General features: G+C 61.3%; 21 protein-coding genes, 3 tRNA genes and 1 pseudogene. 5 read left to right on the plus strand and 20 right to left on the minus strand.

Annotated elements, in window-relative coordinates; genetic code table 11:
• Positions 1-74: 74 nt before the first annotated feature.
• The 11 genes from mazG to KY459_13885 form a co-directional block, all read right to left on the minus strand.
• Positions 75-893: a nucleoside triphosphate pyrophosphohydrolase gene (mazG, locus tag KY459_13835; GenBank protein MBW3565795.1), complete on the minus strand. Its 819-nt coding sequence runs from the start codon at positions 891-893 to the stop codon at positions 75-77.
• A 163-nt stretch (positions 894-1,056) separates the two neighbouring features.
• The gene (locus KY459_13840; GenBank protein MBW3565796.1) at positions 1,057-2,700 is read right to left on the minus strand and encodes a sodium-dependent transporter; all 1,644 of its coding nucleotides are present in this window, start codon (positions 2,698-2,700) and stop codon (positions 1,057-1,059) included.
• A 357-nt stretch (positions 2,701-3,057) separates the two neighbouring features.
• Positions 3,058-4,230, minus strand: coding sequence for a chorismate synthase (aroC, locus tag KY459_13845; protein ID MBW3565797.1), 1,173 nt, complete (start codon positions 4,228-4,230; stop codon positions 3,058-3,060).
• Positions 4,227-5,027, minus strand: a complete 801-nt coding sequence (locus KY459_13850) for a prolipoprotein diacylglyceryl transferase (protein ID MBW3565798.1) — start codon at positions 5,025-5,027, stop codon at positions 4,227-4,229. Before KY459_13850 ends, aroC begins: the two co-directional genes overlap by 4 nt.
• Positions 5,028-5,111: 84 nt before the next feature.
• Positions 5,112-5,714 carry an ATP-dependent Clp endopeptidase proteolytic subunit ClpP gene (gene clpP / locus KY459_13855; protein ID MBW3565799.1) on the minus strand — a complete coding sequence of 201 codons (603 nt, stop codon included), beginning with the start codon at positions 5,712-5,714 and terminating at the stop codon, positions 5,112-5,114.
• Between the two features lie 19 nt (positions 5,715-5,733).
• The gene (gene tig / locus KY459_13860) at positions 5,734-6,987 is read right to left on the minus strand and encodes a trigger factor (GenBank protein ID MBW3565800.1); all 1,254 of its coding nucleotides are present in this window, start codon (positions 6,985-6,987) and stop codon (positions 5,734-5,736) included.
• 27 nt (positions 6,988-7,014) lie between these two features.
• Positions 7,015-7,099, minus strand: a tRNA-Leu gene (locus KY459_13865).
• 64 nt (positions 7,100-7,163) lie between these two features.
• Positions 7,164-7,239 (minus strand) — tRNA-Lys (locus KY459_13870).
• Between the two features lie 57 nt (positions 7,240-7,296).
• Positions 7,297-7,908: a CDP-alcohol phosphatidyltransferase family protein gene (locus KY459_13875; GenBank protein MBW3565801.1), complete on the minus strand. Its 612-nt coding sequence runs from the start codon at positions 7,906-7,908 to the stop codon at positions 7,297-7,299.
• Complete coding sequence (locus tag KY459_13880; GenBank protein MBW3565802.1) at positions 7,909-8,598, minus strand: Crp/Fnr family transcriptional regulator; 690 nt, start codon at positions 8,596-8,598, stop codon at positions 7,909-7,911.
• Between the two features lie 28 nt (positions 8,599-8,626).
• Entirely contained in the window at positions 8,627-9,370 is a 744-nt protein-coding gene (locus KY459_13885; GenBank protein MBW3565803.1) for an ABC transporter ATP-binding protein, read from the minus strand.
• Between the two features lie 108 nt (positions 9,371-9,478).
• Between KY459_13885 and KY459_13890 the strand changes: the two genes are divergently transcribed.
• Positions 9,479-10,051 carry a DUF2179 domain-containing protein gene (locus tag KY459_13890; protein ID MBW3565804.1) on the plus strand — a complete coding sequence of 191 codons (573 nt, stop codon included), beginning with the start codon at positions 9,479-9,481 and terminating at the stop codon, positions 10,049-10,051.
• 41 nt (positions 10,052-10,092) lie between these two features.
• Here KY459_13890 and KY459_13895 read toward each other — a convergent pair.
• The 7 genes and pseudogenes from KY459_13895 to acs all read right to left on the minus strand — a co-directional run bounded on the left by KY459_13895 (position 10,093) and on the right by acs (position 16,372).
• A pseudogene (locus KY459_13895) lies at positions 10,093-10,390 on the minus strand (nuclear transport factor 2 family protein).
• A gap of 213 nt (positions 10,391-10,603) precedes the next feature.
• Positions 10,604-10,927 carry a hypothetical protein gene (locus tag KY459_13900; GenBank protein MBW3565805.1) on the minus strand — a complete coding sequence of 108 codons (324 nt, stop codon included), beginning with the start codon at positions 10,925-10,927 and terminating at the stop codon, positions 10,604-10,606.
• Positions 10,928-11,135: 208 nt separating this feature from the next.
• Positions 11,136-12,041: a DNA polymerase III subunit gene (locus KY459_13905; protein ID MBW3565806.1), complete on the minus strand. Its 906-nt coding sequence runs from the start codon at positions 12,039-12,041 to the stop codon at positions 11,136-11,138.
• Positions 12,038-12,691, minus strand: coding sequence for a dTMP kinase (tmk, locus tag KY459_13910; GenBank protein ID MBW3565807.1), 654 nt, complete (start codon positions 12,689-12,691; stop codon positions 12,038-12,040). Before tmk ends, KY459_13905 begins: the two co-directional genes overlap by 4 nt.
• A complete protein-coding gene (locus KY459_13915) occupies positions 12,684-13,631 on the minus strand; it encodes a glycosyltransferase (GenBank protein ID MBW3565808.1) in 948 nt (315 codons plus the stop codon). The genes tmk and KY459_13915 overlap by 8 nt, the downstream gene beginning before the upstream one ends.
• A gap of 21 nt (positions 13,632-13,652) precedes the next feature.
• Positions 13,653-14,384, minus strand: coding sequence for a 3-oxoacyl-ACP reductase FabG (fabG, locus tag KY459_13920; protein MBW3565809.1), 732 nt, complete (start codon positions 14,382-14,384; stop codon positions 13,653-13,655).
• Between the two features lie 8 nt (positions 14,385-14,392).
• The gene (gene acs / locus KY459_13925) at positions 14,393-16,372 is read right to left on the minus strand and encodes an acetate--CoA ligase (protein MBW3565810.1); all 1,980 of its coding nucleotides are present in this window, start codon (positions 16,370-16,372) and stop codon (positions 14,393-14,395) included.
• A gap of 103 nt (positions 16,373-16,475) precedes the next feature.
• On the opposite strand from acs, the gene KY459_13930 reads away from it, so the two are divergent.
• From KY459_13930 to KY459_13940, 3 genes are all read left to right on the plus strand, one after another.
• The gene (locus KY459_13930) at positions 16,476-16,907 is read left to right on the plus strand and encodes a hypothetical protein (GenBank protein ID MBW3565811.1); all 432 of its coding nucleotides are present in this window, start codon (positions 16,476-16,478) and stop codon (positions 16,905-16,907) included.
• Between the two features lie 117 nt (positions 16,908-17,024).
• The gene (locus KY459_13935; protein ID MBW3565812.1) at positions 17,025-18,620 is read left to right on the plus strand and encodes a response regulator; all 1,596 of its coding nucleotides are present in this window, start codon (positions 17,025-17,027) and stop codon (positions 18,618-18,620) included.
• 1 nt (position 18,621) lies between these two features.
• Entirely contained in the window at positions 18,622-19,152 is a 531-nt protein-coding gene (locus KY459_13940) for a cob(I)yrinic acid a,c-diamide adenosyltransferase (protein MBW3565813.1), read from the plus strand.
• A gap of 476 nt (positions 19,153-19,628) precedes the next feature.
• On the opposite strand, the gene KY459_13945 is transcribed toward KY459_13940, so the two are convergent.
• Positions 19,629-20,534: a hypothetical protein gene (locus KY459_13945; GenBank protein MBW3565814.1), complete on the minus strand. Its 906-nt coding sequence runs from the start codon at positions 20,532-20,534 to the stop codon at positions 19,629-19,631.
• 97 nt (positions 20,535-20,631) lie between these two features.
• Between KY459_13945 and KY459_13950 the strand changes: the two genes are divergently transcribed.
• Positions 20,632-20,708: transfer RNA gene (locus KY459_13950), tRNA-Pro, on the plus strand.
• 13 nt (positions 20,709-20,721) lie between these two features.
• On the opposite strand, the gene KY459_13955 is transcribed toward KY459_13950, so the two are convergent.
• Entirely contained in the window at positions 20,722-21,756 is a 1,035-nt protein-coding gene (locus KY459_13955; protein ID MBW3565815.1) for a VWA domain-containing protein, read from the minus strand.
• Positions 21,757-22,054: the final 298 nt, after the last annotated feature.

The raw sequence follows: 22,054 nt of genomic DNA on the forward strand, positions 1-22,054 counted from the left end.
TTCATCGGTTCATAGGAACGCAACCCGGAGCGTGCGCATCTCGTTCCAGATCGCATGCTGCCGGTTCACGCGCTTCACCGCTCGAGGTTCTTCGCCTCGGTCCAGAGCGCCTCGAGCTCGTCGAGAGAATAGCTCTCCAGTGCCCGCGCAGAAGCGTCCGCCGAGCGCTCGATATGCTCGAACCGGCGCATGAACCGGCCCGTTGCATCCTGAAGGGCATTTTCGGCGTCGAAGCCGAGCCGTCGGGCGAGATTCACGACGGCGAAAAGAAGATCACCCAGCTCGTGCCGGGGATCTCCATCGCCCGCCATCGCCGCTTCCATCTCGGAAAGCTCTTCACGAATCTTTCCGACCACCCCTTCCGAAGAGCTCCAGTCGAATCCGATGCGCGAAGCTTTCTCTCCGACTCGCTGCGCTTTCATCAGCGCCGGAAGCCCGGAGGGTATCCCCGAAAAGAAGACTTTACCGGCGTTTTTTTTCTCGTCCTTCTTCATCTGCTCCCAGTTGCGAAGGACGGCGTCGGCATCGGGAGCCTCTACATCGCCGAACACATGCGGGTGGCGGCGAACGAGCTTGTCGTGGATCGCGGCGATCGCGTCGTCGATCGTGAAGGTCCCCTCCTCGGCGCCGAGCTGCGCGAGAAACACGACCTGAAGAAGGTGATCGCCCAGCTCATCGGCGAGCTCGGCGCGTTCGCCGCCATCAATCGCGTCGACCACTTCGTAGGCTTCCTCGATGACGAATCGTCTGAGGGATTCGAACGTCTGCTCGCGATCCCACGGGCAGCCGCCCGGGCCTCGAAGCCGTTGCATCAGCGACACGAGATCCTCGAATGAAGGCCTCTTCCTGGCGGCAGCTTCCTCGGAATCCGACCCGATCTTCTCCTCTTTCATCGCCCGACGTTATCAGGATTCGGCGCGAAGAGCCCGGAGGATCAAAGCAGATCCGGACCTTCTTCGATCGGCTTGCTGCTGGTGAGGATTCGGCGATAACACCAGATCAGAAGACCCCAGACGAACGTCAGTGAGACGACCAGGAGCACCCATCCAGCGAGCGTCATGAGATTCCTCCTTCAATCCGGCGCTGCCTGTCATCGATGTCCAGCCCTGCTGCGTACCAGCGCTTCTCTCCGATTCGCAGGCAGATCAACAGAATGATCGTCACCCCGATGATGAGACCGAACGCCATCTGAGCAGCTGGCTGTTCGGTTACGGCTCGTATCCAACCGCCGAGACTCCCCCACGTGAAGGCGAGGAAGACGATGATCAGATAGACCGGCGTCACGTACTTCATGATGAATGCATAAATCCTCGGTATCCGCATCTCTGCGCCTTCGTGAGCACTCCTGATCCCCTTGTCGACTCCGAAGATCCAGCTGAAGCAGATGATCTGGATCATGGCCAGAACGAAAATGAGGAAGGTCCCGACCCAGTTGTCGATCGTCGACCAGAAAACGCTTCCCTTGCTGAACCAGATCGTCATGAAGGAGCCGACCAGACAGATGCTGACCATCAGAAGAGTCGCGCGGTTCCGTGTGATCCCCAGCGACTCCTGGAAGAACGCCACCGCCGGCTGATACATCGACAATGAGCTCGTGATTGCCGCCAGAAACAGCATGAAGAACCAGATCGCGCCGATCAGATTACCGAACGCTCCCATGTGCGCGAAAACCACGGGAAGAGTGACGAATCCGAGTCCGAAGCTTCCCGTCGACACCGCTGCAATCGTCCCGCTGAGACCCAGGAAGATGAACGATGAAGTGAGGGTGATCAAACCGCCGAAGCTGACCTCGAATACTTCATTCGTCGCCGTGGAGCTGAGACCCGACAGAACCACGTCGTCGTTCTTCTTCAGATAGGACGCGTAGTTGAGAATGATTCCGAACCCGACTGAAATACTGAAGAAAATCTGCCCTGCCGCCGCGAGCCACGTCTGCCCGTTGAACAGAGCGCTGAAGTCGGGATTCCACATGTAGCCGAGCCCGTTGATGACGTTCTGATCGGGCAGAGCCGGATCCGGAGTTCCGAGCGTCAGAACGCGTATCAGGACGATCGCCGCCATGATCGCCATCATCGGAAGCGCGATCCGGCAGAAGAGCTCGATTCCCTTCGAAAGCCCTCTGAAAATGAAATAGATGTTGAGGGCGAACGTGAGTCCCCAGAAGACGAAGGTCGCGTAGCTTCCTCCGAAGAGCAGCCCGTTGGCGTCGGTCCCCGTGAACGCGTTGTAGAAGTTCGATGCGACCGCGGTCTGAGTTTCGACCGGAGCCGACGGATCGATCCCCATCCCACCCGTCGCGAACTGCCAGAAGTATCCGAGACACCAGGCCTCGATGAAGGTGTAATAGAAGGAGACTGCGAGGGGAATCAGCACGCCGATGATGCCGAAATAGCGTCCGATCCGACCTCCGAACAACCCGAGAATCGCGGGAGCCGAGTGGAGTCCCTTCTGGCCGCCGTAACGGCCCATTGTCCATTCCGCCCAGCCGATCGGAATCCCGACGAGAAGAAGCGCGCAGAAGTACGGAATCATGAACGCGCCACCGCCGTTGGCGGCCGCCTGCCCTGGAAACCTCAGAAAGTTCCCGAGACCGACCGCCGATCCCGCCACAGCGAGGATTACTCCGATTCTCGTCGTCCAGCCTTCGGTGTGCGCCGTCAGGTTCATTCCGCCCCCTTCGCGGCGGAGATTGTCGTACAAACGAGCCCGATCCTCAAAATGACGCAGGATGTTCGGGTCGGTTGCCGTGGCTGGAGGCCGGTGGCCGGTGGCCGGTGGCCCAACTGCATGCGCTTGCACCGTCATTTCACGAGTCCGCCCCCAGATCCTTCGCCGTCCTTCGGCGGCTCAGGATGACGAGGGGGGATTTCGCAAGAGCGCACATTCCATGATCGTCGCTTCGCGCAAACACAACACTCGTCATTCTGAGCCCGGCGAAGCGCGGGTGAAGAATCTGGGCGGGGATCGTGGATCACCGCTCCACGCACTCGCAATGCGACTTCGTCAATCCGGCAACCGGTCACCGGCAACCGGCTACCGGCAACCGGCTACCCTCCATCACCAGCCTCGCAGCTGGCCGCGGTAGCCCTCGAAATTGCGTTTCATCTCCACCATCGAGTCCCCCCCGAACTTCTCGCGCATCACCGAGGCCAGCACGAGCGCTACCATCGCCTCGCAGACGACCCCGCAGGCGGCAATCGCGGTGACGTCGCTTCGCTCCCACTGGGAGCGGTGTGGCTCCCGCGTATCGAGGTTGACCGATGCGAGGCCGCGGCGGAGAGTCGAGATCGGCTTCATGTAGCCCCGAATCACCACTTCCTTCCCGTTGGTGACCCCTCCCTCGAGACCTCCCGCCCGATTGGTTGGCCGCGAAAAGCCCTTCGATTTCTGGTGGACGATCGGGTCGTGGACCTCCGAGCCGAACAATCCGGCGGCCGTGACACCATCGCCGATCGAGACTGCCTTGACCGCGTGCACCGACATGACTGCCTGCGCGAGCCGGCCGTCGAGCTTTTCGTCCCAGTGAACGTACGAGCCCAGCCCCACCGGCAGCCCCTCGGCGACGACCGCGACGACTCCCCCCAGTGTATTTCCATCGAGCTTTGCGCGGTCGACCTCTTCGACCATCGCTCCTTCGACCGTTCGGTCGATTGCGCGGAGAGGACTTTCGTGATCGACCTCACTCATGTCTTTGGCGGTGACCGGCCGGTTCGGATCGCCGACACGACCGACGCTGAGCGTCGCTGAGGAAACCTTGACGCCCAGCTCGTAGAGGAGCTCCTTCGCCACGGCTCCCGCCGCGACGCGCGCCGCGGTCTCGCGTGCCGAGGCACGCTCGAGCACGTCGCGCAGATCTCTTCGATTGTACTTCTGACCTCCGGCCAGATCCGCGTGTCCCGGACGAGGGGAGACGAGCCTCCGGTTTTCAGCCTCCTTCTCGTCGACCGCCCATGGGTCCATGGCGGCCTTCCAGTTCTCCCAGTCCCGATTCCTCACCGTCATCGCGATCGGGCTCCCGAGCGTTTCGCCTCCTCTGACCCCGGCGGTCACCTCGATCCGGTCCTGCTCGATCTTCATCCGCCCGCCGCGGCCATAGCCGTGCTGCCTCCGGGTCATTTCTCCATTCATCCGATCGAGGTCGAGCCGGAGTCCGGCAGGAATCCCTCGGACGATGATCGACAGCGACGGACCGTGAGACTCCCCCCCGGTGGTGAACTCGAGGCCCTTCATCCTACCGTCTCCGGGGTCTTTCTCCGAACGCGCATCAGCAGACCCACACCCACCAGGATGACGGCAAAACTGATGATCTGAGCGAGCGTCAGCTCGCCGAAGAATCGGTCGTCCTTGGCGCGGAAGAACTCGATCAGGAGTCTTTCGGCTCCCAGAAGAATCAGAAAGAGTGCCCAGACGAAACCGGGAGGATTCGGACGGCGCCCGGCCTTGATCAGAATCCAGAAGATCAGGAAAAACGCTGCAGCGGTATACAACTGGGTCGGGTGGACGGCGAGCAGCGTGTCCCCCGGCAGAGCAGGGTCGACGTCGACCCCGAACTGCCGCAGCGATCGAGCCGTCGTCGGTGGGGCGCCCTCCGGAAACGCGATGCCGAAGACCGAGTCGGTCGGCTTGCCGTAATCATCGCCGACGAGAAAGCAGCCGATTCTCCCGAGAGCGTAACCGATGGCGAGCCCGGGAGCTCCGGCGTCCGCAACGGTCCGAAAATCGAGTTTCTTGTAGTAGACGACCGCAGTCGCCGCCAAGAATCCCCCGAGGAGGCCACCGTACCAGACCAGGCCAGCCCGCGCGAAGAGAAGGCTCAGGTCGCCATAGAGAATCGCGTAGTAGAGCTTCCCGCCGACGATGCCTCCGATCGCGGCGGCGGCGACGATGTCGCCGACGGCTTCGGGATCGAGGCCGAGCCGGCGGAACTCTCGCATCATCACCCATGCGCCCACCGCAAAGGCGACGAACATCATCAGACCGAAGGTCGTGACTTCGAAGCTGCCTATTCTGAAGAGTACCGGCCACATGTGATTCGGGAACCCCTCCCTATTGTTTCGGTCATCGTACGCGCCGGTTTCGAACCGGAAGAATCACCAGCCGGGCACGATGACTCAGGTTGGTACCGCCGTGAGATCCCGTCGCGACATGACCTGATCGACGATGCCGTACTCCTTCGCCTCCTCAGCGTCGAGAATGTAGTCCCTGTCGGTATCCCTGTCGATCTTGTTGATGTCCTGGCCGGTGTGATCGTGGAGGATCCTGTTGAGTCTCTGCTTGAGCTTGACGATCTCACGCGCGTGAATCTCGATCTCGGTAGCCTGTCCACCCAGCCCGTACATGAGCGGCTGGTGGATGAGGACGCGAGAATTCGGGAGCGCATATCGCTTTCCGGCAGCGCCGGCAGCGAGAAGCACAGCGGCCATCGACGCCGCCTGTCCGATGCAGATCGTGGCTACGTCCGGTTTGACGTACTGCATGGCGTCGTAGATCGCCAGTCCTGCGGTGATCGAGCCTCCGGGCGAATTGATGTAGAGCCAGATGTCGCGCTCCGGATTCTCGGCTTCGAGAAAGAGCAGCTGCGCGATGACGAGATTCGAAATGTGATCATCGACCTGCTGCCCGAGAAAGATCAGGTTGTCTTTCAGCAGACGAGAGTAGATGTCGTAGGCGCGTTCGCCCCGGTTGGTCTGTTCGATAACTGTCGGAATCAGCATTGGTGTCCGATCTCTCCTGTCAGCTCGTTCTCGATTCTTCGACGACTCGCTCCATCGCCTTGTGCCGGCGCACGGATATGCGGAGTTTCTCATAGTCGCCCGACGCTTTCATGCTCCGGATGACGGTGGCGGTCTCCTCACCGGCGTCCTGATGTACGTAGTCGCGCATCTCCTCGTCGCTCACCTCGATCGCCTCGGCCTCGGCGATCCGGTCCAGAACGAGAATGCGCCTCACTCGCCGCACCGACTCTGCGCGCATGTCCTGCTGCAGCTGCTGCCAGTCGATCTCGGCGTAACGCGGATCGATGCCCTGCGAGGCGAGAAAGCGGAGATACTCCTGAATCGATCGCTCGAGCTCTTCCTCGACCAGGGCCTGGGGAACCTCGAAGTCGTATTGCTCCACGAGCGCGGTTGCGAGATCCGCCCGGCGCTGCGACCTGGCTTCTCGAGACTTTCGCATCTCGATGTTCTGTCGGACCGAGCTTTTCAACTGTTCGAGATCGTCGTAATTGAGACTCTTGGCGAGGTCATCGTCGATGTCGGGAAGCTCGAGGTTCCTGACGTCCTTGACGGTGACTTCGTATCGGACCGTCTTTCCACGAACCTCCTTGTTGGGAGCCGTTTCATCCCAGCTCTTCTCGAAGCTGAGCTCGTCGCCGGGCTTCTTGCCGATGATCAGTTCGTCGAGCTCGGCAAGCGGAGAATCACCAGCTTCGAAAGTGTAGTCCTCGGTTGTTCGTGTCTCGAGACCTTCGCCGGAGGCCGTGATGTCGACGGTCACGCGATGTCCCTCGGCGATTGCCCCTTCGACGGGACTGAGGGTCCCGGCATGGGTTCTCAGTCGCTCGATCTCCGCGGCGACTTCCTCCTCGTGGACCTCGGTGGGCCGTTCCTTCGAGACGAGGCCCTTCCACTCGGCGAGCTCGAACTCGGGAAGGATCTCGAATCCGACGGTGAATGCGAAATCCTCGTCGGCCCGTAGCTCATCCATTCGGACGATGTGGGGAGATCCGACCGCATGCAGCCGGGTTTCCTGCAGTACCTTCCCTGCGAACTCGGGAAGGAGCCGGTCGACGATCTCTCCCCGAATGTCGCTCTCGTACTTTTTCTGTACGACCGACAGCGGGGCCTTCCCCTGCCGAAAGCCCGGAATCCGGGCGGATCGCGCAAACTCTCGCGATACCTCGCTCCATTTCTTCCCGACTTCGTCAGCTGGAACCGTGATATCGACTTCGCGTGTGATCTGAGAACGTTCGTGTAGCTCGAACTGCATACCGGAGCCCTTTCAGTGAAGAGTTGCTGGTGCGAAAGGGGGGACTCGAACCCCCACGGCAAGAGCCACTGGATCCTAAGTCCAGCGCGTCTACCAGTTCCGCCACTTTCGCGCTCGAGGAAACAAAAAGCAGACATCGGCAATCATTCCGGCGTCTGCTGAGACTGTATCAAGGTTGGTGCCCCCACCAGGACTCGAACCTGGAACCAACGGATTAAGAGTCCGCTGCTCTACCAATTGAGCTATGGAGGCTCACTTTCCGGACACGCTGGCTGCTCGCAAGCCCTCTAAATGTTCTCTTCATGATCGCTATTCCTCTCCATCGAGGGGCTCGACGCCATACTGCTCAGCCCAACCTTCGACCTCGAGAATCAGAGCCCATCGCCGTACGTAATCGAGTCCGGAGATCACGGTCATCGCGAGTGCGAGTGTGTGGAAGGTGGACAGGATCGGGAGTGCCACGGGCTTCAGCCACATATTGGCGGCGATTGTCACTCCGAGCGCAACCGCCTGCAGGATTGTCGAGACTTTTCCGGGAATCGAAGGAGGGAAGCTTCGCACGCGCACCCGGCTGAAGAGAAGCCAGGCGGCGAATACGATCAGAACGTCCCGCGCAAATACGCTGATGGTGAGCGCAATGGGGAGGGGAGTCGCCGCGATCGCGGGGAACGTGTAGACGACATAACCGCTGACCAGCATCAGCTTGTCCGCCGCCGGGTCGAGAACGGCACCGAGCTTCGACCTCTGATTGAAGGTTCGAGCGATCCAGCCGTCGAGAGCGTCGGTGATCGCGGCGCTGACGAAAACGAAGAAAGCCACATCATGCCGCTGCCGGATCGCGGCGAGCACGAGGATCGGAACGAGTACGACCCTTGCGATGGTGAAAAGGTTGGCGATCGTCATCACTACGGGACGAGGCACTCAGCCCTGCGCAGACAGATCGTCCATCGCCGCACGTCTCAGATAGATCGTCCGCCCTTCCTCCCGCAATACATTGCGCTCGATCAGATCGTGCATCAATCGGGAAACGGTTTCCCGGGAGGTACCGATCGTACTGGCGATCGCCTGATGGGTCGGCCTCTGAATCGCAATGTAACCACTCTCCTCGTCAATTCCTTCCTTTTCAACGAGATCGAGAAAGAATCTCGCCAGTCGTCCGTAAACGTCCATCGTAGCAAGCGACTCGATCCGGCTGGAGGCGAGTCGCAGACGTCTGGAGAGCTCCGCGAGCACTCCCCGCGTTACTGAAAAGTTGCGCTCGAGCAGAGCGAGGAAATCGTCCTTGTGGATCGTGATGATCTCCAGCGGCTCCATCGCGACCACCGCCGCCGACCTCGGTTCACCCTCCAGGATCGCCATCTCCCCGAAGAACTCCCCTTTTCCCAGCATCGAGAGGATGATCTCCTTCCCATCCGCCGAGGTGATCGCAACCTTGACCTTCCCACTGAGAATCAGGCAGAAGGTGTCGCCGAGCTCATCGGCGTGAACCACCGTCTGTCCGCGATCGAACGAGCGTGATCTCGCCAGGTTCGCAACGGCTTTCAACTCCTCGGCGCCCAGGTCCGAAAACAGAGCGCAGTTGACCAGCTGATCCTCGTGAGCCTCCTTCATTTGCAGCTCCGCTCTCGGCTCGTCGAGCTCATTCGGTGAACGGTCCCTCCGCTTTTCCCTCGATGAACTGCCTGACCAGCGGCTTCGGGGACGAACGGAACTCGTCCGCCGTTCCCTCCTCGACGATCTCACCCTTGTGAAGCATGGCAATGCGATCGGCGATCCTGAACGCCACCTTCATGTCGTGCGTGATCGTGACCATGGTCGTATTGAGTGTCTCGTCCATCTCGACGATGAGCTCGGCGACGACGCCGCTGATGACCGGGTCGAGTCCGGTCGTCGGCTCGTCGAAGAGCAGAATCTCCGGCTCGAGACTGATCGCTCGCGCGAAACCGACGCGCCTGCGCATTCCTCCCGAGAGCTCCGATGGACGCTTTTCCTCCACGTCATCCAGGTGAACGAGATCGAGGCATTCCCGAACCCGGTCTCTGATCTCGGCCTCGCTCATCTTCGTGTGGCGACGAAGGGGAAACGCGACATTCTCGAAGACCGACATCGAGTCGAACAGCGCCCCCTCCTGAAAGCTCATGCCGAACCGGCGACGAAAATGGTTCAATTCCGTTCTCGTCAGCTCGGCCAGGTCGGTGCCTGCCACCACGACCTTCCCTCGATCCGGCCGGACCAGCCCGATGATGTGCCGCAGCGTTACACTCTTGCCGGTCCCCGAACCGCCTACGATTACCAGCGTTTCTCCACGCTCGACGGTCAATGAAACCCCTTTGAGCACCTGGTTGTCACCAAAGCTCTTCCAGATGTCGACCAGCTCGATCATCGGTTCCGGAGCGGTCTCAGCCTGCACTGCCGTCATGCCAATGATTATACGGCCCGAATAGTTCAGCACTCCGATCGGGTTCTCTGCCATCCGAACGGACTCGACCCGATGACATCTCCCGAAATCTCCGCCTGGATCCTGACCCCTCTGCTGATCTTCACTGCCCGGCTCGTCGACGTGGGACTCGGAACCGTGCGAATCATCATGCTCGCTCGCGGGCGCAAGCTGATCGCCTCGGGACTCGGTTTCATCGAAGTCCTCATCTGGCTCGTCGCGATCCGCCAGATCTTCCACCATCTCGATAACGTCGCGGCGTTTTTCGCCTACGCCGCGGGATTCGCAGCCGGTACGGCGGTCGGGATGCTGATCGAGGAGAAGCTCGCTCTCGGACTCGTATCGATACGGATCATCACAGACGAGGATGCCCGCGATCTGACGAGCAAGCTTGCTGCGGCGGAATTCGGGGTCACGAGTTTTGCCGCGGAAGGAGTCGCGGGAAGGGTCCGGCTCCACTTCACCATCGTTCGACGAAAGGATCTGCGGCGTGCGCTCGAGATCGTCCGGGAGCGGCATCCGGAAGCATTCATCTCGGTTTCGGACGTGCGAACGGTCAGCGAGGGCTTCTTTCCGGAAACCTCCCCCAGGCTCCGCTTTCCGAGCTTCGGTCGCAAGGCGAAGTAGCGAAAAGGACTGATGAGTGCGACCGGTCGAGATCGCGACCCTCAAAGAGACGGACGGTTCTTGCGATAGGAATTCTTCAGAGCGATCCTGCCCCCTCGGAACGTGAAGAGGTCGCAGCCATGAACTTCCACCCGGGTACCGTCCGCTCGTGTTCCTGAGAACGTCCATTCGGAGACACCGCGCGCGCCATGAACGACGTGCCGGGCGTCCCCCCAGTGCGCATCCGGAAAGTTCGCCCAGCCTTCCCACGAACGCCGCTTTCACTGCGTCGCGGCCGGCGTACTTGGTCCCGCAGATCTCGACTCCGGCCGACGATTCGAACACGCAGTCGTCCGACATGAACGCGATGATCGCGTCGGCGCGTCTGCAAACGCCTCGAGGATCTCTACGGTTACCTCTGAGCTCTCGCTCGACATGACTTCGTCCCCCTGAAGTTCAGCGCTGATTTCTCTCCGCAGAAACCGAGCGCTTCCATGGTTCCAGGATCCCTGCCGGTCAGTCTGGATTCATCGCGGCGAGCGGACCATCCCCTGCGGTAGACGCGGACCCCAGTCAGTCGACCCATGGGATCTTAACCCTCCAGTGATTGTCACCTTCCAGATAGGATGTCATCAGAGCCGCCGCTTCCTCCAGGGACCGAGGCGCGCGAGCCGACACTTTCTCTTCGCCCGACTCCATGACACGGGCGCTCAGGCCGTCGAACGGTTGGATGCTGCCGGATATCTCGAACCAATCGTCGTCGTCAGCCTTGAGGACGACGAACGTGATTTCATTCCAATCTCGATCAAAGATGGCGGATACGACGTCCTCCCGCGTGGCATTCTCCGCGAGAACGACTCGCTCGTTGGCGGGAGGTGGGTAGAGCTCGAGAATCATGGCGGGGAGACCCCCTCGGTCAACCGCTAATCCGTCATCCGACGATGATGGCGCGCGCAATGGTGGCCCGGGTTCCACACAGGAGCCGAGCCCCAGGCTGATGAGACCAAGCAGGAGAAGTGTCGCTGCCGCGGAACCGCAAGTGGCCGAGTCGTGAAGCCGCAACACCTTCATGTGCTCAACTTACCATGCCGCTCACTCGAACCGTCTACCTGCGCGGGATGAGCTCGAGGACGACGCCGTCGAAGGTCAGTCGCGGGTCGACGTTGACCGTGAATCTCTCGATCGCTTCCAGGCTCGCTCGGGCCGACTCGACGATCAGGTGGTCCGCGATCCTGCTTCGGATCAACTCCGCCGAACCCCCCCGCGTCTCGTTCCCGGCCGTCGCCACGATGTCGCGAAGCGTTGCCGCATAGACCGTGGCGGCTCTCGCGGGATCATCGGTTGCGGAGATGATCGCGCTCAGCTCCAGAAGCGCAGCGGTATCCCGCTCGGAGGCCCAGCTCTCGAGGCAGCGCGCGATCTCCTTTGCAAGCGCCACATCCTCGTCAGCCTCCTCGGATGACAACGCCATCGACCGAAGCCGCGCCTCGGCGAGGTCGATCCCCTCAGCGCGGGCCAGTTCCGAGCCAACCGGTCCGCCGGCGGGCCGGATCGCAACTGCCTGCGCCCGGGAGCGAATCGTAGGCAGCAGCTTGTCCGGCATCCGGGTGAGAAGGAGAAACAGGCTTTCGCCGGGCGGTTCCTCGAGCGTCTTGAGCAACGCGTTCGCACCCTGAGTCGTCACGCCGTCGATCGGATCGATGATGAAAACTTTCGAGCTCGACTCGTAGGGCTTCATCCCCGCTTCGGCGACGATCCCCCGGACCTGCTCGATCGAGATCCACTTCCGGCCCTCCTCGATGATGACGTGATGAACATCGGGGTGGATGCCTCGTTCGACTCGCGAACAGGATGTACAGTCGTCGTCGCCGCCACCGCGACAACAGGCGGCGCGTGCTACCTCGAATGCGGTTTCGCGAAGCTCTCGGGACGACGGCCCGTGAAGAATCACGGCGTGGTGAAGGACTCCCTTCGCTGCCGCCTCGACGACCGCCTGACGCGGCGTTTTCATTCGAACAACGCGGGGACGCGCGCCTCGAGAAGAGCGAGAATCCTCTTGAAGACCTCATCGGCGTCGCCGGTCGCTTCCACCACGGCGTAGCGCGACTCATCGCTCCGCGCCAGCGCGAGATAACCCTCACGGACGCGCCTGTGAAATGCGAGATCCTCCCCTTCCAGTCGGCTCTCGTGATGGAGGCCTCCGGTGACATTCCGGTCCCGGGCGCGCCGGAGTCCCGCGTCCTCGCTGACGTCGAGTACGACCGTAAGCGTCGGCTTGACACTGCCGGTGACCCATTCGTTGAGTTGCTTGAGGAGATCGAGCTGCAGCGTCCGGCCGTATCCCTGATACGCGAGCGTCGCGTCGGTGAATCGGTCGCAAAGGACGGGAACACCCGTCTCGAGCGCGGGCCGGATCACTTCCACCACGTGTTGCCGGCGCGAAGCTGCATACAGAAGAAGCTCGGCGAGAGGATCCATCCCCTCTTCCCCGGGATCGAGAAGAATCGCTCGAATGCGATCACCGAACGGGGTCCCTCCCGGCTCCTTCGTCAGGACATGACGCCTGCCGATCGATCGAAGGTGCTCGCTGAGCGTAGTCAGCTGGGTCGTCTTGCCTGATCCCTCGATACCTTCGAAAACCAGAAACGGAACTTTATTCACTTGCGGAACCTCCGGAAGAATCGAGAGCCCTGAGCCCTGCCTCGAGCCCCTTGAGGTAGTGAATTCTCATCAGTCGCTCGAATACGCGCGGATGTGCGGCCAAAGAGAACCGCTCGCCGGCGCGAGCGGCCAGTTCCAGCCAGGCTCGTTCGAACCGCCCGCCCGACCCTTCATCGGCCAGCTCCTCGATCCCGAGAAAATGGCGGAGCTCCGGATGCTTGCTCGCGAAGATTGCGCCGGAGCGCCCGACCGTGAACTGGCGTCTCGAGAATGATTCCACAGTCGTGGGATGGTGATGCCGGGTCACTGCATTCGCGTTGTAGCGGATCGTGAGCCCCGTCTTTTCGAGACGATAGGCCAGCTCAATGTCTTCCCACGCCGCGGAAGGAAAGGTCGTGTCGAACGGATGATTGGCGATGACCTCGCGCGACAGCGAGATGTTCGACGTGTAGAAAAAATTGAAGGGAACGACCTCGCCGTGCCGGATCAACGAATACCCGAACTGAAGACCGTACTCGTTGATGTAGTCCATGAACGGCGTCACGTCCTGTTCCCGAGGCCATCCGGTATATCCGAGACATGCGACCCAGGGATCGTGACCCGTCTCCTCGTGAACCGAGTAGTGCTGATTCAGAAAGTCTCGAGCCGGAACCGTATCGTCTCCCATGAACAGAACGGTGCGGCCTGAGGCGAGGGTGACGCCGTGGTTCCGCGCCTTCCCCGGGCCTCCGTTCGGCTGGGAGCGAAAGATCAACGGTGCCGATGAAAATCTGGCTTCGCCGATCCATGACTCGACTTTTTCGGCGGTTCCGTCTCCGGACCCGTCATCCACGACGATGATCTCGTGCTCCGGAGCGTTCACCTGGCCTTCCAGCGCGTCCAGTACGCGCTCGAGCATGCCGATCCGGTTGTAGGTGGGGATGACGACGGATAGTTCCATGAGGATGTTGCCCGCGGGGTCCTACGCGCTCGTCCCGCCGTCAACGCAAAGGACTTGACCGGTGATTCCACTGGCGTCGTCCGAGAGAAGAAACGCCACCGCCGCGGCAACCTCGGCGGGTCTCACCAGGCGGCGCATCGGAATGTCACGAATCATCTTCTTCTTTATCTCCGGATCCATGTCCGCGATCATGTCCGTCTCCACCAGCCCCGGTGCGACACAGTTGATTCTGATCCCGCTGCGAGCAACTTCTCTCGACAGCGATCTCGTCAGGGCGATGACACCGCCCTTGGAGGCCGAATAGTTGGTCTGTCCTGCAACACCATGGAGCCCCGAAAGCGAGGCGATGTTGATCACCGAGCCTTTTCGCTGACGGAGCAGCAGCGGCACCACCGCCCGGGTCGTCGAAAAAACCGCATCGAGATTGGTCGCTCTCACCTCCTGCCACTGCTGGTCGGTCATGTTGAACATGAGCGCATCGTCCCGGATACCTGCGTTGTTCACGAGCGCGTCGATTCTTCCAGACTCCGCAAAAAGATCCTCGACGACACGTTTCATCGCCTCCGCATCCGTCACGTCGGCCCTCACCGAATCGGTCGAGCCGCTTTCGAGCTCGGCTGCTGCTTCCTCCGAGCCGATCCATGTAAAACGAACCCTCCATCCGTCGCGCACGAGACGCTCGACGATCGCTCGTCCGATTCCCCGCGACCCCCCCGTGACGAGCGCAACTCTCTGATCGGAGCCTTCATCCATCGATGCGGTCAGCCCTCGTCCTCATAGCGCTCCTTGAGCTTCTGGACGACGGCCGGATCGGCCAGCGTCGTCACGTCTCCGAGCGCTTTCCCCTCGGCGATGTCCCGTAGGAGGCGTCTCATGATCTTGCCGCTTCGCGTCTTCGGCAGCTCCGCCGTGAAAAGGATCCGCTCGGGGCGGGCGATCGCACCGATTTTCTCCGCGACGTGCTGTTTGAGGGTCTTCTCGAGAGCCGCCGGATCCTCCTGTTCCTTCCCGTGAGATTCCTTGATCGTGACGAATGCGGAGATCGCAGTCCCCTTGATCTCGTGGGGCGTACCGACCACCGCAGCCTCGGCGACGGCAGGATGGTCCACTAGCGCGGATTCGACTTCCATCGTTCCGATCCGGTGTCCGGCGACGTTCATTACGTCATCCACCCGACCGAGCAGCCAGTAATAGCCGTCTTCGTCGCGGTGTGCGCCGTCACCCGTGAAGTAGATTCCCTCCCATTTCGACCAGTACTGCTCCATGAATCTTTCCGGGTCTCTCCAGATCCCCCGCAACATCGACGGCCAGGGAGAACGGATCGCCAGAAGCCCGCCGCCCTCTCCTTCGATCTCATTCCCCGCTTCGTCGAGGATCGCGGGATCGATCCCCGGAAATGGAAGAGTGGCCGATCCGGGCTTGGTCGGGACGATGCCCGGCAAAGGGGTGATCATGATTGATCCGGTTTCGGTCTGCCACCAGGTATCGACGATCGGACATCTTTCCCCACCGATGTAGCGGTGATACCAGATCCACGCCTCGGGATTGATCGGCTCCCCCACGGTTCCGAGCAATCGGAGCGAGGAGAGGTCGTGCCGCTCGGGGTACTGGTGACCCCATTTCATGAAAGCCCGAATCGCCGTGGGAGCGGTATAGAGGATGGTGGCGCGATACTTCGCAACCAGCTCCCAGAGCCGGTCCCGGTCGGGGTAGTCGGGAGCCCCCTCGTAAACGAGACAGGTGGTTCCGTTCGACAGCGGTCCGTAAACCAGGTAGGTGTGCCCGGTCACCCAGCCGACGTCGGCCGTGCACCAGAAAACATCGTCGTCTTTCAGATCGAAGACCAACCGGGTCGTCGCATAGGCGCTCGTCAGATATCCCCCGGTCGTGTGGACGATTCCCTTCGGCTTCCCGGTCGTCCCCGAGGTGTAGAGCGTGAAAAGCTCGTGTTCCGCTTCGACCCATTCCGGCTCACACTCACGGCTTTGATGTTCGAGCAGCGTGTGGTACCAGTGATCCCTCCCCTCGGCGATCGAGATCGTCTCGTCGATCTCCTCGGCCGCATCTCTGCGCATGACGACCACGACCGATTCGATCGACGGTGTTTCCTCGAGCGCGGCGTCTGCGAGTTTCTTCAGCGGGACGAGGTTCCCCCGCCGGTACCCGACCGTCGCCGTGATCAGCAGCCGGGCTTCGGCATCGTTGATCCGATCCCGGAGAGCCTCCGACGAAAAGCCCGCGAACACCACGCTGTGGACTGCTCCGATCCGAGCACACGCGAGCATTGCGATGATCGCCTCGGGTATGAGCGGCAGATAGATCGCCACCCGATCCCCTTTGACGATCCCGAGAGATTTCATTGCATTTGCAAGCCTGCAAACTTCACCGTGGAGATCGCGGTACGACAGGGTCCTTCGATCGCCCGGCTCCCCCTCCCAGACCAGCGCAGCCTTATCGCCCCGCGTTTCGAGATGCCGGTCGAGACAGTTGAACGAGGCATTGGTTCTCCCTCCGTCGAACCACCTCGCATTCGGTGGCTCCCACTTCAGCACCGTATCCCAGGGGGTTTCCCAGTGAAGCTGGCTCGCCCATTTCGCCCACCACGCCTCGCGATCGCGGGCCGCGGTCTCGTAGATTTGAGGATCGCCGGCGTTCGCGTTGCCGGCAAACTCGGCGGGAGGATCGAACCTTCGGTTTTCCTTGAGCAGAGCATCGATTTCGTTCCGGCTGTTCTTCGACAATGGAAGCCTCCTTACCTGACGTTTGCGGCATTCTATCGGGCGCCCGGGATCGATCGAAACAAAACGTCGCGCGTTCCGTACCAACTCACAGGGTAAAAAGACTATGGACTATCAAACGGAGTCGGCAAAGAGTCAGTTGAGCGTCCTCGGCGCTCTCCTCATCGGCTACGCGATACTCGGCCTCGCAATCGGAGCGATCGCAGTCCTGATCCTGTTCGGTGTCGGATGGGCATCCGGCGATGGAGAAGCACTGGTGGTCCTGACGAGTATCGCGACGGGCGTCGGGATTCTCTTCGCAATCGGCTCGGCGCCCAGCCTCATCGCGGGGATCGGGCTTCTGAAGAGACGGCCCTGGGCGCGAGTCCTCACCCTCGTCGCATCTGCGATCAACCTGGTCAATTTCCCCTTCGGGACCGCGCTCGGCATCTATGCGATCGTGCTGCTGTCGAGCCCGATGGCCGCGAACGTTCTCGCCGGCACGGCGGATGACCGAACGGCGCCTCCGCCAGCTCCTTCGACCCCAGCGCCACAATAAGATCGCCGCCCTCGTTGCATCGCCGGCAACCCGCTTCGTTTCGTTGACTTTGCGCGGTGCCTTGGCTAGATTGCTAGGGTTCAGTTTTCCTCTTCGAAGGTCTAACCCGGAGATCAGATGGCAACCAGAATCCTACTCGCCGACGACAGCGTGACCATTCAGAAAGTCGTAGAGCTCACCTTTTCGGATGGAGACTACGAGGTAACTGCCACCACGAATGGCGCCCAGGCGATCGAGATGGCCGTGAAGCTTCGGCCCGACATCATCCTCTCGGACATCATCATGCCCGAGAAGAATGGTTACGAGGTTTGCGAATACGTCAAGTCCCATCCCGAGCTCCGATCGATCCCCGTCATTCTTCTGACGGGCACCTTCGAGCCGTTCGATCCCGAGCGTGCCGACAAGGCAGGCTGCGATGCCGTCGTCACCAAACCCTTCGAATCCCAGAGCCTCATCCAGAAGGTCGAAGAGCTGACGAGCAGCGCGCAGGCAAACCGGGAGAGCTCAGCAGCTGATTCACCGTCGGAGACCGTTCCTCTCGGTACCCTGTCCCCTTTCGAGAACGAGGCTGATCAGGAAGCGCCGGCCGACTCGGAAACAGGCGGCGATCCCTTCGCCGAGTCCTCCGAAGACAGCGAGCCCGTCCTCGAGCCTCAAACCGAACCCCCGGCTCCCACCGGCGATGTCTTCGACGAACCCGCGGGACTGAGCGGAGCCGAAGACGAATCCGCGGCGACGAGGATGATCCCGAAGATGACCTTCGAGGATCTCGATCGCATCAAACAGGAAAGCTCCGCGGAAACAGAACAACCTCGGGAGGAGCAACCCGTCTTCGAGCAGAGTGCAGAAGCATCCTCCGCAGCTCCCTTCGAAGACCAGGAAGCGCCGGAGGAGGAGAGCGTTCCTCCGCCTCCCTTCGCCCAGGAGACGGGTTCCGCCCCCTTCCGGATCCCGGATTCGCCCGAGCCGGGAGTCCCCCCGGCCGAGCCGACCGGCCCGCTCGCGGAAGAACCCTCCGACGACTCGGCGACCAGAATGATCCCGAAGATGAGCTTCGAGGATCTTCAGCGCGAGACAAAGCAGGAAGATGCGGAAATGGCTCCGGATTCTTTCGAACAGCCCGAGCCGGAACCCGAAGAGCCCGCTTTTCCCTCGGCACCCACCCGTGCGTCGGCTTCGCCGGAGAGTTCCGAGGAGGAGGATCCGTTCGGCAGCAGCGCCGGATCGACGGACATCGACGATTCGTCGACCCGCATGATCCCCAAGATGAGTTTCGAGGATCTTCAGCGGCTGCAGCAGCAGGAAGCGGCCAGCGAGGAGACATCTTCCGCGGAGCCCGACTCAGGCGAAGAGCAGCGTCCGGCGTACGAGCCCCCATCAGCCGTCGAGGGCTCCCAATCGGAGTGGGAGTCAGCTCGACAGGAAGAGTCCCCGGTCGAAGCCACATCTCCCGGAGGAGACGACGAAGCGACCCCCTTCGGTCGCGAAGATGATTCGAGCGAACAGGGCTGGGCGCCGGCAGGACCGACCGAAAGTCCCGAGACTGCTTCCGACTCCCCCTATCCGGATGACGAGGTCGAACGAATCGCTCGAAGAGTCGTCGAAATGCTGTCGGATCGGGTGCTCCGCGAGATCGCATGGGAAGTGATCCCCGAGGTGGCCGAGATGGTGGTGAGAGAGAGGGTGCGCGAGCTCGAGTCGCAGGACTCCTGAGGTGAAGATCTACACGCGCAGCGGTGACGACGGTACGACGTCGTTGCTCGGAAGCACGCGAGTCCCGAAACACTCACCGAAGGTCGAAGCCTACGGAACGGTCGACGAGCTCGCCTCGGCTCTCGGCGTGGTTCGCGCTCACTGGAAGGACTCGGTGCTGGACGACCAGATCCATCAGATCCAGGCGGATCTGTTCGAGATCAACGCACGCCTCGCGTCTTCCGGCGACAGGTTTCCCGGTGCGAATCCCATCCGCGTCGACGCGCTGGAAACTTCGATCGATGAGATGGAGAAGGAGCTCGAGCCTCTGCGAAGCTTCATCTTTCCCGGCGGGTCGGTTCCGGCGGCGCACCTTCACGTCGCCCGGACGATCTGTCGTCGCGCCGAACGAAGGACCTCGAGACTCGACGAGGACGATCGCGGTGCGCATACCCTCCGCTATCTCAACCGGCTGGCTGACTGGCTTTTCGTCGCGGCGCGCTACGCGAACCACACGCTGAAGGTCGATGACATCCCCTGGGTCAGGGATTAGGATTCAGGAGCCAGGATTCAGGAGCCAGGATTCAGGAGCCAGGATTCAGGAGCCAGGATTCAGGAGCCAGGATTCAGGAACCAGGATTCAGGAGCCAGGATTCAGGAGCCAGGAGAGGGTTGAAGAGCGAAACACTCGTCATTCTGAGCCCGGCGCAGCGCGGGCGAAGAATCTGGCCGGGGGATCGTGAGTCACACTTGACGTTGACTCACGAGCCCACGCCCAGATCCTTCGCCGTCCTTCGGCGGCTCAGGATGAAACGGCCACGAAATTGCTGGACTTTGACCCTTTTGCAGCGCTTCGCCTGGTCTGATGTCCCAACCTGCGAGGTCCTTCGCCTGCCCGCCCGACCGCCCGCTCAGGATGACGTCGTTTTGAGTACGCGAGTGCGGTTGTTTCTGCACTCACGGGTGTCATTTCCGTTTCACCGGCGCAAGGCGCCGGTCACTCGCTCAGGATGACGAGTGTGAATACCTCTACCTGGCCTCTGCCTCCTGGCCCCCGGCTCCTGTTCCCCTGGACCAGGTTGTCCACCAGAGATCACGCAGCCACGACGCTCCAGTGGCGAGGCGCTCCGTAGCGAAATCCCGCCCCTCGACGGTTCCGGGGTCGAAGCCGCCATCGCGATCGATCCGGTAGAGGTCCTCGACTCTCGAGTTCGAGTCGAGAATCATCGCCATCGCCGCTCCGAAGTAATCTCCCCTTGCAACGGGATCGCCCATAGCGCGTCTCACCCAGTCTCTGTCGATCTCCCGCGTGACGAACCAGGTCTCGAAGCGGTAGTGAAACGAGCAATCGATCGCATATCCACGATCGTTCGGGACGCCGACCCATCCGTTGTAATGAATGGTCGAGTGATGCGGATTCGCGGCATCGGCGACGTAATGCCCGAGGACCCCGGCGTTGTAAATGATGCTCTGTTCCACCTGCCGGCGTTCCGCTACGGTCAGGTTGCCGCGGAGCCATTCTCCCCACTGGTCCTCGAGCTTCTCGCAGATCTCCGCGATCCGCCACGGAAGAAACCCCGCGGTCGTCAGATCGATCCCCTTTTTCCGAAGCGTATCCGAGGCCGTCAGCAATTCGAGAAAGTCGTACCGTCCGACAGGCAGTTCGAGATGCTCGACGTATTCGTAGTCGAGGAAATGGTCCGGCGGGTTGAGATCGTCGATCGACGGCCCGGCGCCTCTCCACCTGTCGGGCTCGTAACCGAGATGAACGAGACCGGGATACGATTCGTGGAAGAACCGCGGCATTTCGGAAGGGAGGCCCCAGGTGGCTGCCTCGTTCACAATTTCGTGCCCCTTCCGTCCCCAGGCGGAGGCGGGGATCGCGATGATGACCGACATCAGGGCGACGAGCGGCAGCGCGATCAATCGTTTCATGTCTCCGATTCTCTGCCGTTGAGCAAGGGCGAATCAAGCTGGAATCTAACCAGGGGGCTCCGCGGTTTAGGCACGCGTCTCAACGGGACGGCATCATCGGGGCGTAGCTCAGCCTGGCAGAGCGCACGGTTCGGGTCCGTGAGGTCGGAGGTTCAAATCCTCTCGCCCCGACCAATCACCCGCATCCTCAGAAGAGATACCCTTCTCTCGCTTTGACGTTGAACTCCGGATTCCTCAGCTTCACTTCGATCTCCTGGTACCCGTGCTCTCCGCTCGGTTTGGACGTTCGGTAGGTCAGAAGGTAATAACCGTTGTTCTCGTTCTCGATTCGCCGCAGCGGGGACGTGAATGAGACCGCTCGCCGATAGTATTCACCACCTGTTTCCGACGCCAGCCGCGACAGGTATTGCTCGATCGCGCTCCACGCCGGCTCTTCGAGCAGACTCAGAATATAGACGCTGGTGTGTGCCTGGTTCAGGGTCCGGACCATCGGGTCGAACCAGATGTCGTCGTTCCGGGCGGCCGACCCGAATCCCGAGGCTTCGCCGAAGCCGGGCGTGAAGAGAATCATCACCTTCCGTCCGTCCGTCGCACCGATTGCTTCTCCGAGTACCCGGATTGCGTCGTAGATCCGCCCGGTATGGCCCATCACCTCACCGGCGTCGAGCTCCGACAGAATCGGCCCGGTCGCCTTTGCGGGGTCGATGCCGTTGCCGAACTGAACCGCTTCGTCGATCGCCTCCATCACGGCGGCGTGGTCACTGGAAAAGTCGGAATAGATCTCCAGTCTCGCACGATGAGCAGCAACTGCCACACGATCCCCCTCGGCCAGCTCCTTCTCCACGAATTCGCGGGCCTGCTTCCCCGCCCGCCAGAGCCGGCTTCGGCTCGATTCGCCTATGACCTCGGCTTTGTCGAAAAAGAGAACGAAGTTTCGGGGCTCTTCCGTTCGCACCGCAGAAAAGGGAGCCTGGCTCTCGGGCTGGTCGAGCAGCCGGCGATTCGTGTAGTACTCGACCGACTCGATTCTCTGCTCGACACCGTTCTCGAAAACCTCGAAGTCTTCCGCTCCGAGCCCGAGAATCTGCTCTCCGCGGCTGTTCGTGACGATTGCATCGACGAGAACGATCTCGACATCGACCGTCTCCTCGAAACGCTCTTCTTCCTGGGCTTGAAGCGGAACTGCAAGGAAGAGTGTGACCGCGGCAAGAAATAATCTCATGATGCCTCCTGTCAGGAAGCAACGCGAGCGAGCTACCAGTTGCTCCATCTTTCGTTACGGGCACGCAACATCACGCCTTCGACTCGTCCTCTCCGGGCGGAGTGCCTGGTTGGACGCCGTCGAACGCGTCGAGGTCGAGGCGAAGCCCTTTCCGCACCGGCTTTCGGCTTCCCGGGTACCCGCTGGTGCGACCTCCCGACTCTCGCGCCGTACCGTGGCCCCGGCGACCTCCATCCCAAAATCCGCGATTGGCGTTTTCTCTCGGATTCGCAGGCATGATCAGTCGGCTCCCTTCACG

It is taken from the genome of Acidobacteriota bacterium (genome assembly GCA_019347945.1).
GTDB lineage: Bacteria > Acidobacteriota > Thermoanaerobaculia > Gp7-AA8 > JAHWKK01 > JAHWKK01.

What these genes read in the sequence shown, in the direction of transcription:
- mazG (MBW3565795.1), bottom strand. Translation starts at nt 893, where the DNA reads ATGAAAGAGGAGAAGATCGGGTCGGATTCCGAGGAAGCTGCCGCCAGG.
- aroC (MBW3565797.1), bottom strand. Translation starts at nt 4,230, where the DNA reads ATGAAGGGCCTCGAGTTCACCACCGGGGGGGAGTCTCACGGTCCGTCG.
- KY459_13850 (MBW3565798.1), bottom strand. Translation starts at nt 5,027, where the DNA reads ATGTGGCCGGTACTCTTCAGAATAGGCAGCTTCGAAGTCACGACCTTC.
- clpP (MBW3565799.1), bottom strand. Translation starts at nt 5,714, where the DNA reads ATGCTGATTCCGACAGTTATCGAACAGACCAACCGGGGCGAACGCGCC.
- tig (MBW3565800.1), bottom strand. Translation starts at nt 6,987, where the DNA reads ATGCAGTTCGAGCTACACGAACGTTCTCAGATCACACGCGAAGTCGAT.
- KY459_13880 (MBW3565802.1), bottom strand. Translation starts at nt 8,598, where the DNA reads ATGAAGGAGGCTCACGAGGATCAGCTGGTCAACTGCGCTCTGTTTTCG.
- KY459_13885 (MBW3565803.1), bottom strand. Translation starts at nt 9,370, where the DNA reads ATGATCGAGCTGGTCGACATCTGGAAGAGCTTTGGTGACAACCAGGTG.
- KY459_13890 (MBW3565804.1), top strand. Translation starts at nt 9,479, where the DNA reads ATGACATCTCCCGAAATCTCCGCCTGGATCCTGACCCCTCTGCTGATC.
- KY459_13900 (MBW3565805.1), bottom strand. Translation starts at nt 10,927, where the DNA reads ATGATTCTCGAGCTCTACCCACCTCCCGCCAACGAGCGAGTCGTTCTC.
- KY459_13905 (MBW3565806.1), bottom strand. Translation starts at nt 12,041, where the DNA reads ATGAAAACGCCGCGTCAGGCGGTCGTCGAGGCGGCAGCGAAGGGAGTC.
- KY459_13915 (MBW3565808.1), bottom strand. Translation starts at nt 13,631, where the DNA reads ATGGAACTATCCGTCGTCATCCCCACCTACAACCGGATCGGCATGCTC.
- fabG (MBW3565809.1), bottom strand. Translation starts at nt 14,384, where the DNA reads ATGGATGAAGGCTCCGATCAGAGAGTTGCGCTCGTCACGGGGGGGTCG.
- KY459_13930 (MBW3565811.1), top strand. Translation starts at nt 16,476, where the DNA reads ATGGACTATCAAACGGAGTCGGCAAAGAGTCAGTTGAGCGTCCTCGGC.
- KY459_13935 (MBW3565812.1), top strand. Translation starts at nt 17,025, where the DNA reads ATGGCAACCAGAATCCTACTCGCCGACGACAGCGTGACCATTCAGAAA.
- KY459_13945 (MBW3565814.1), bottom strand. Translation starts at nt 20,534, where the DNA reads ATGAAACGATTGATCGCGCTGCCGCTCGTCGCCCTGATGTCGGTCATC.
- KY459_13955 (MBW3565815.1), bottom strand. Translation starts at nt 21,756, where the DNA reads ATGAGATTATTTCTTGCCGCGGTCACACTCTTCCTTGCAGTTCCGCTT.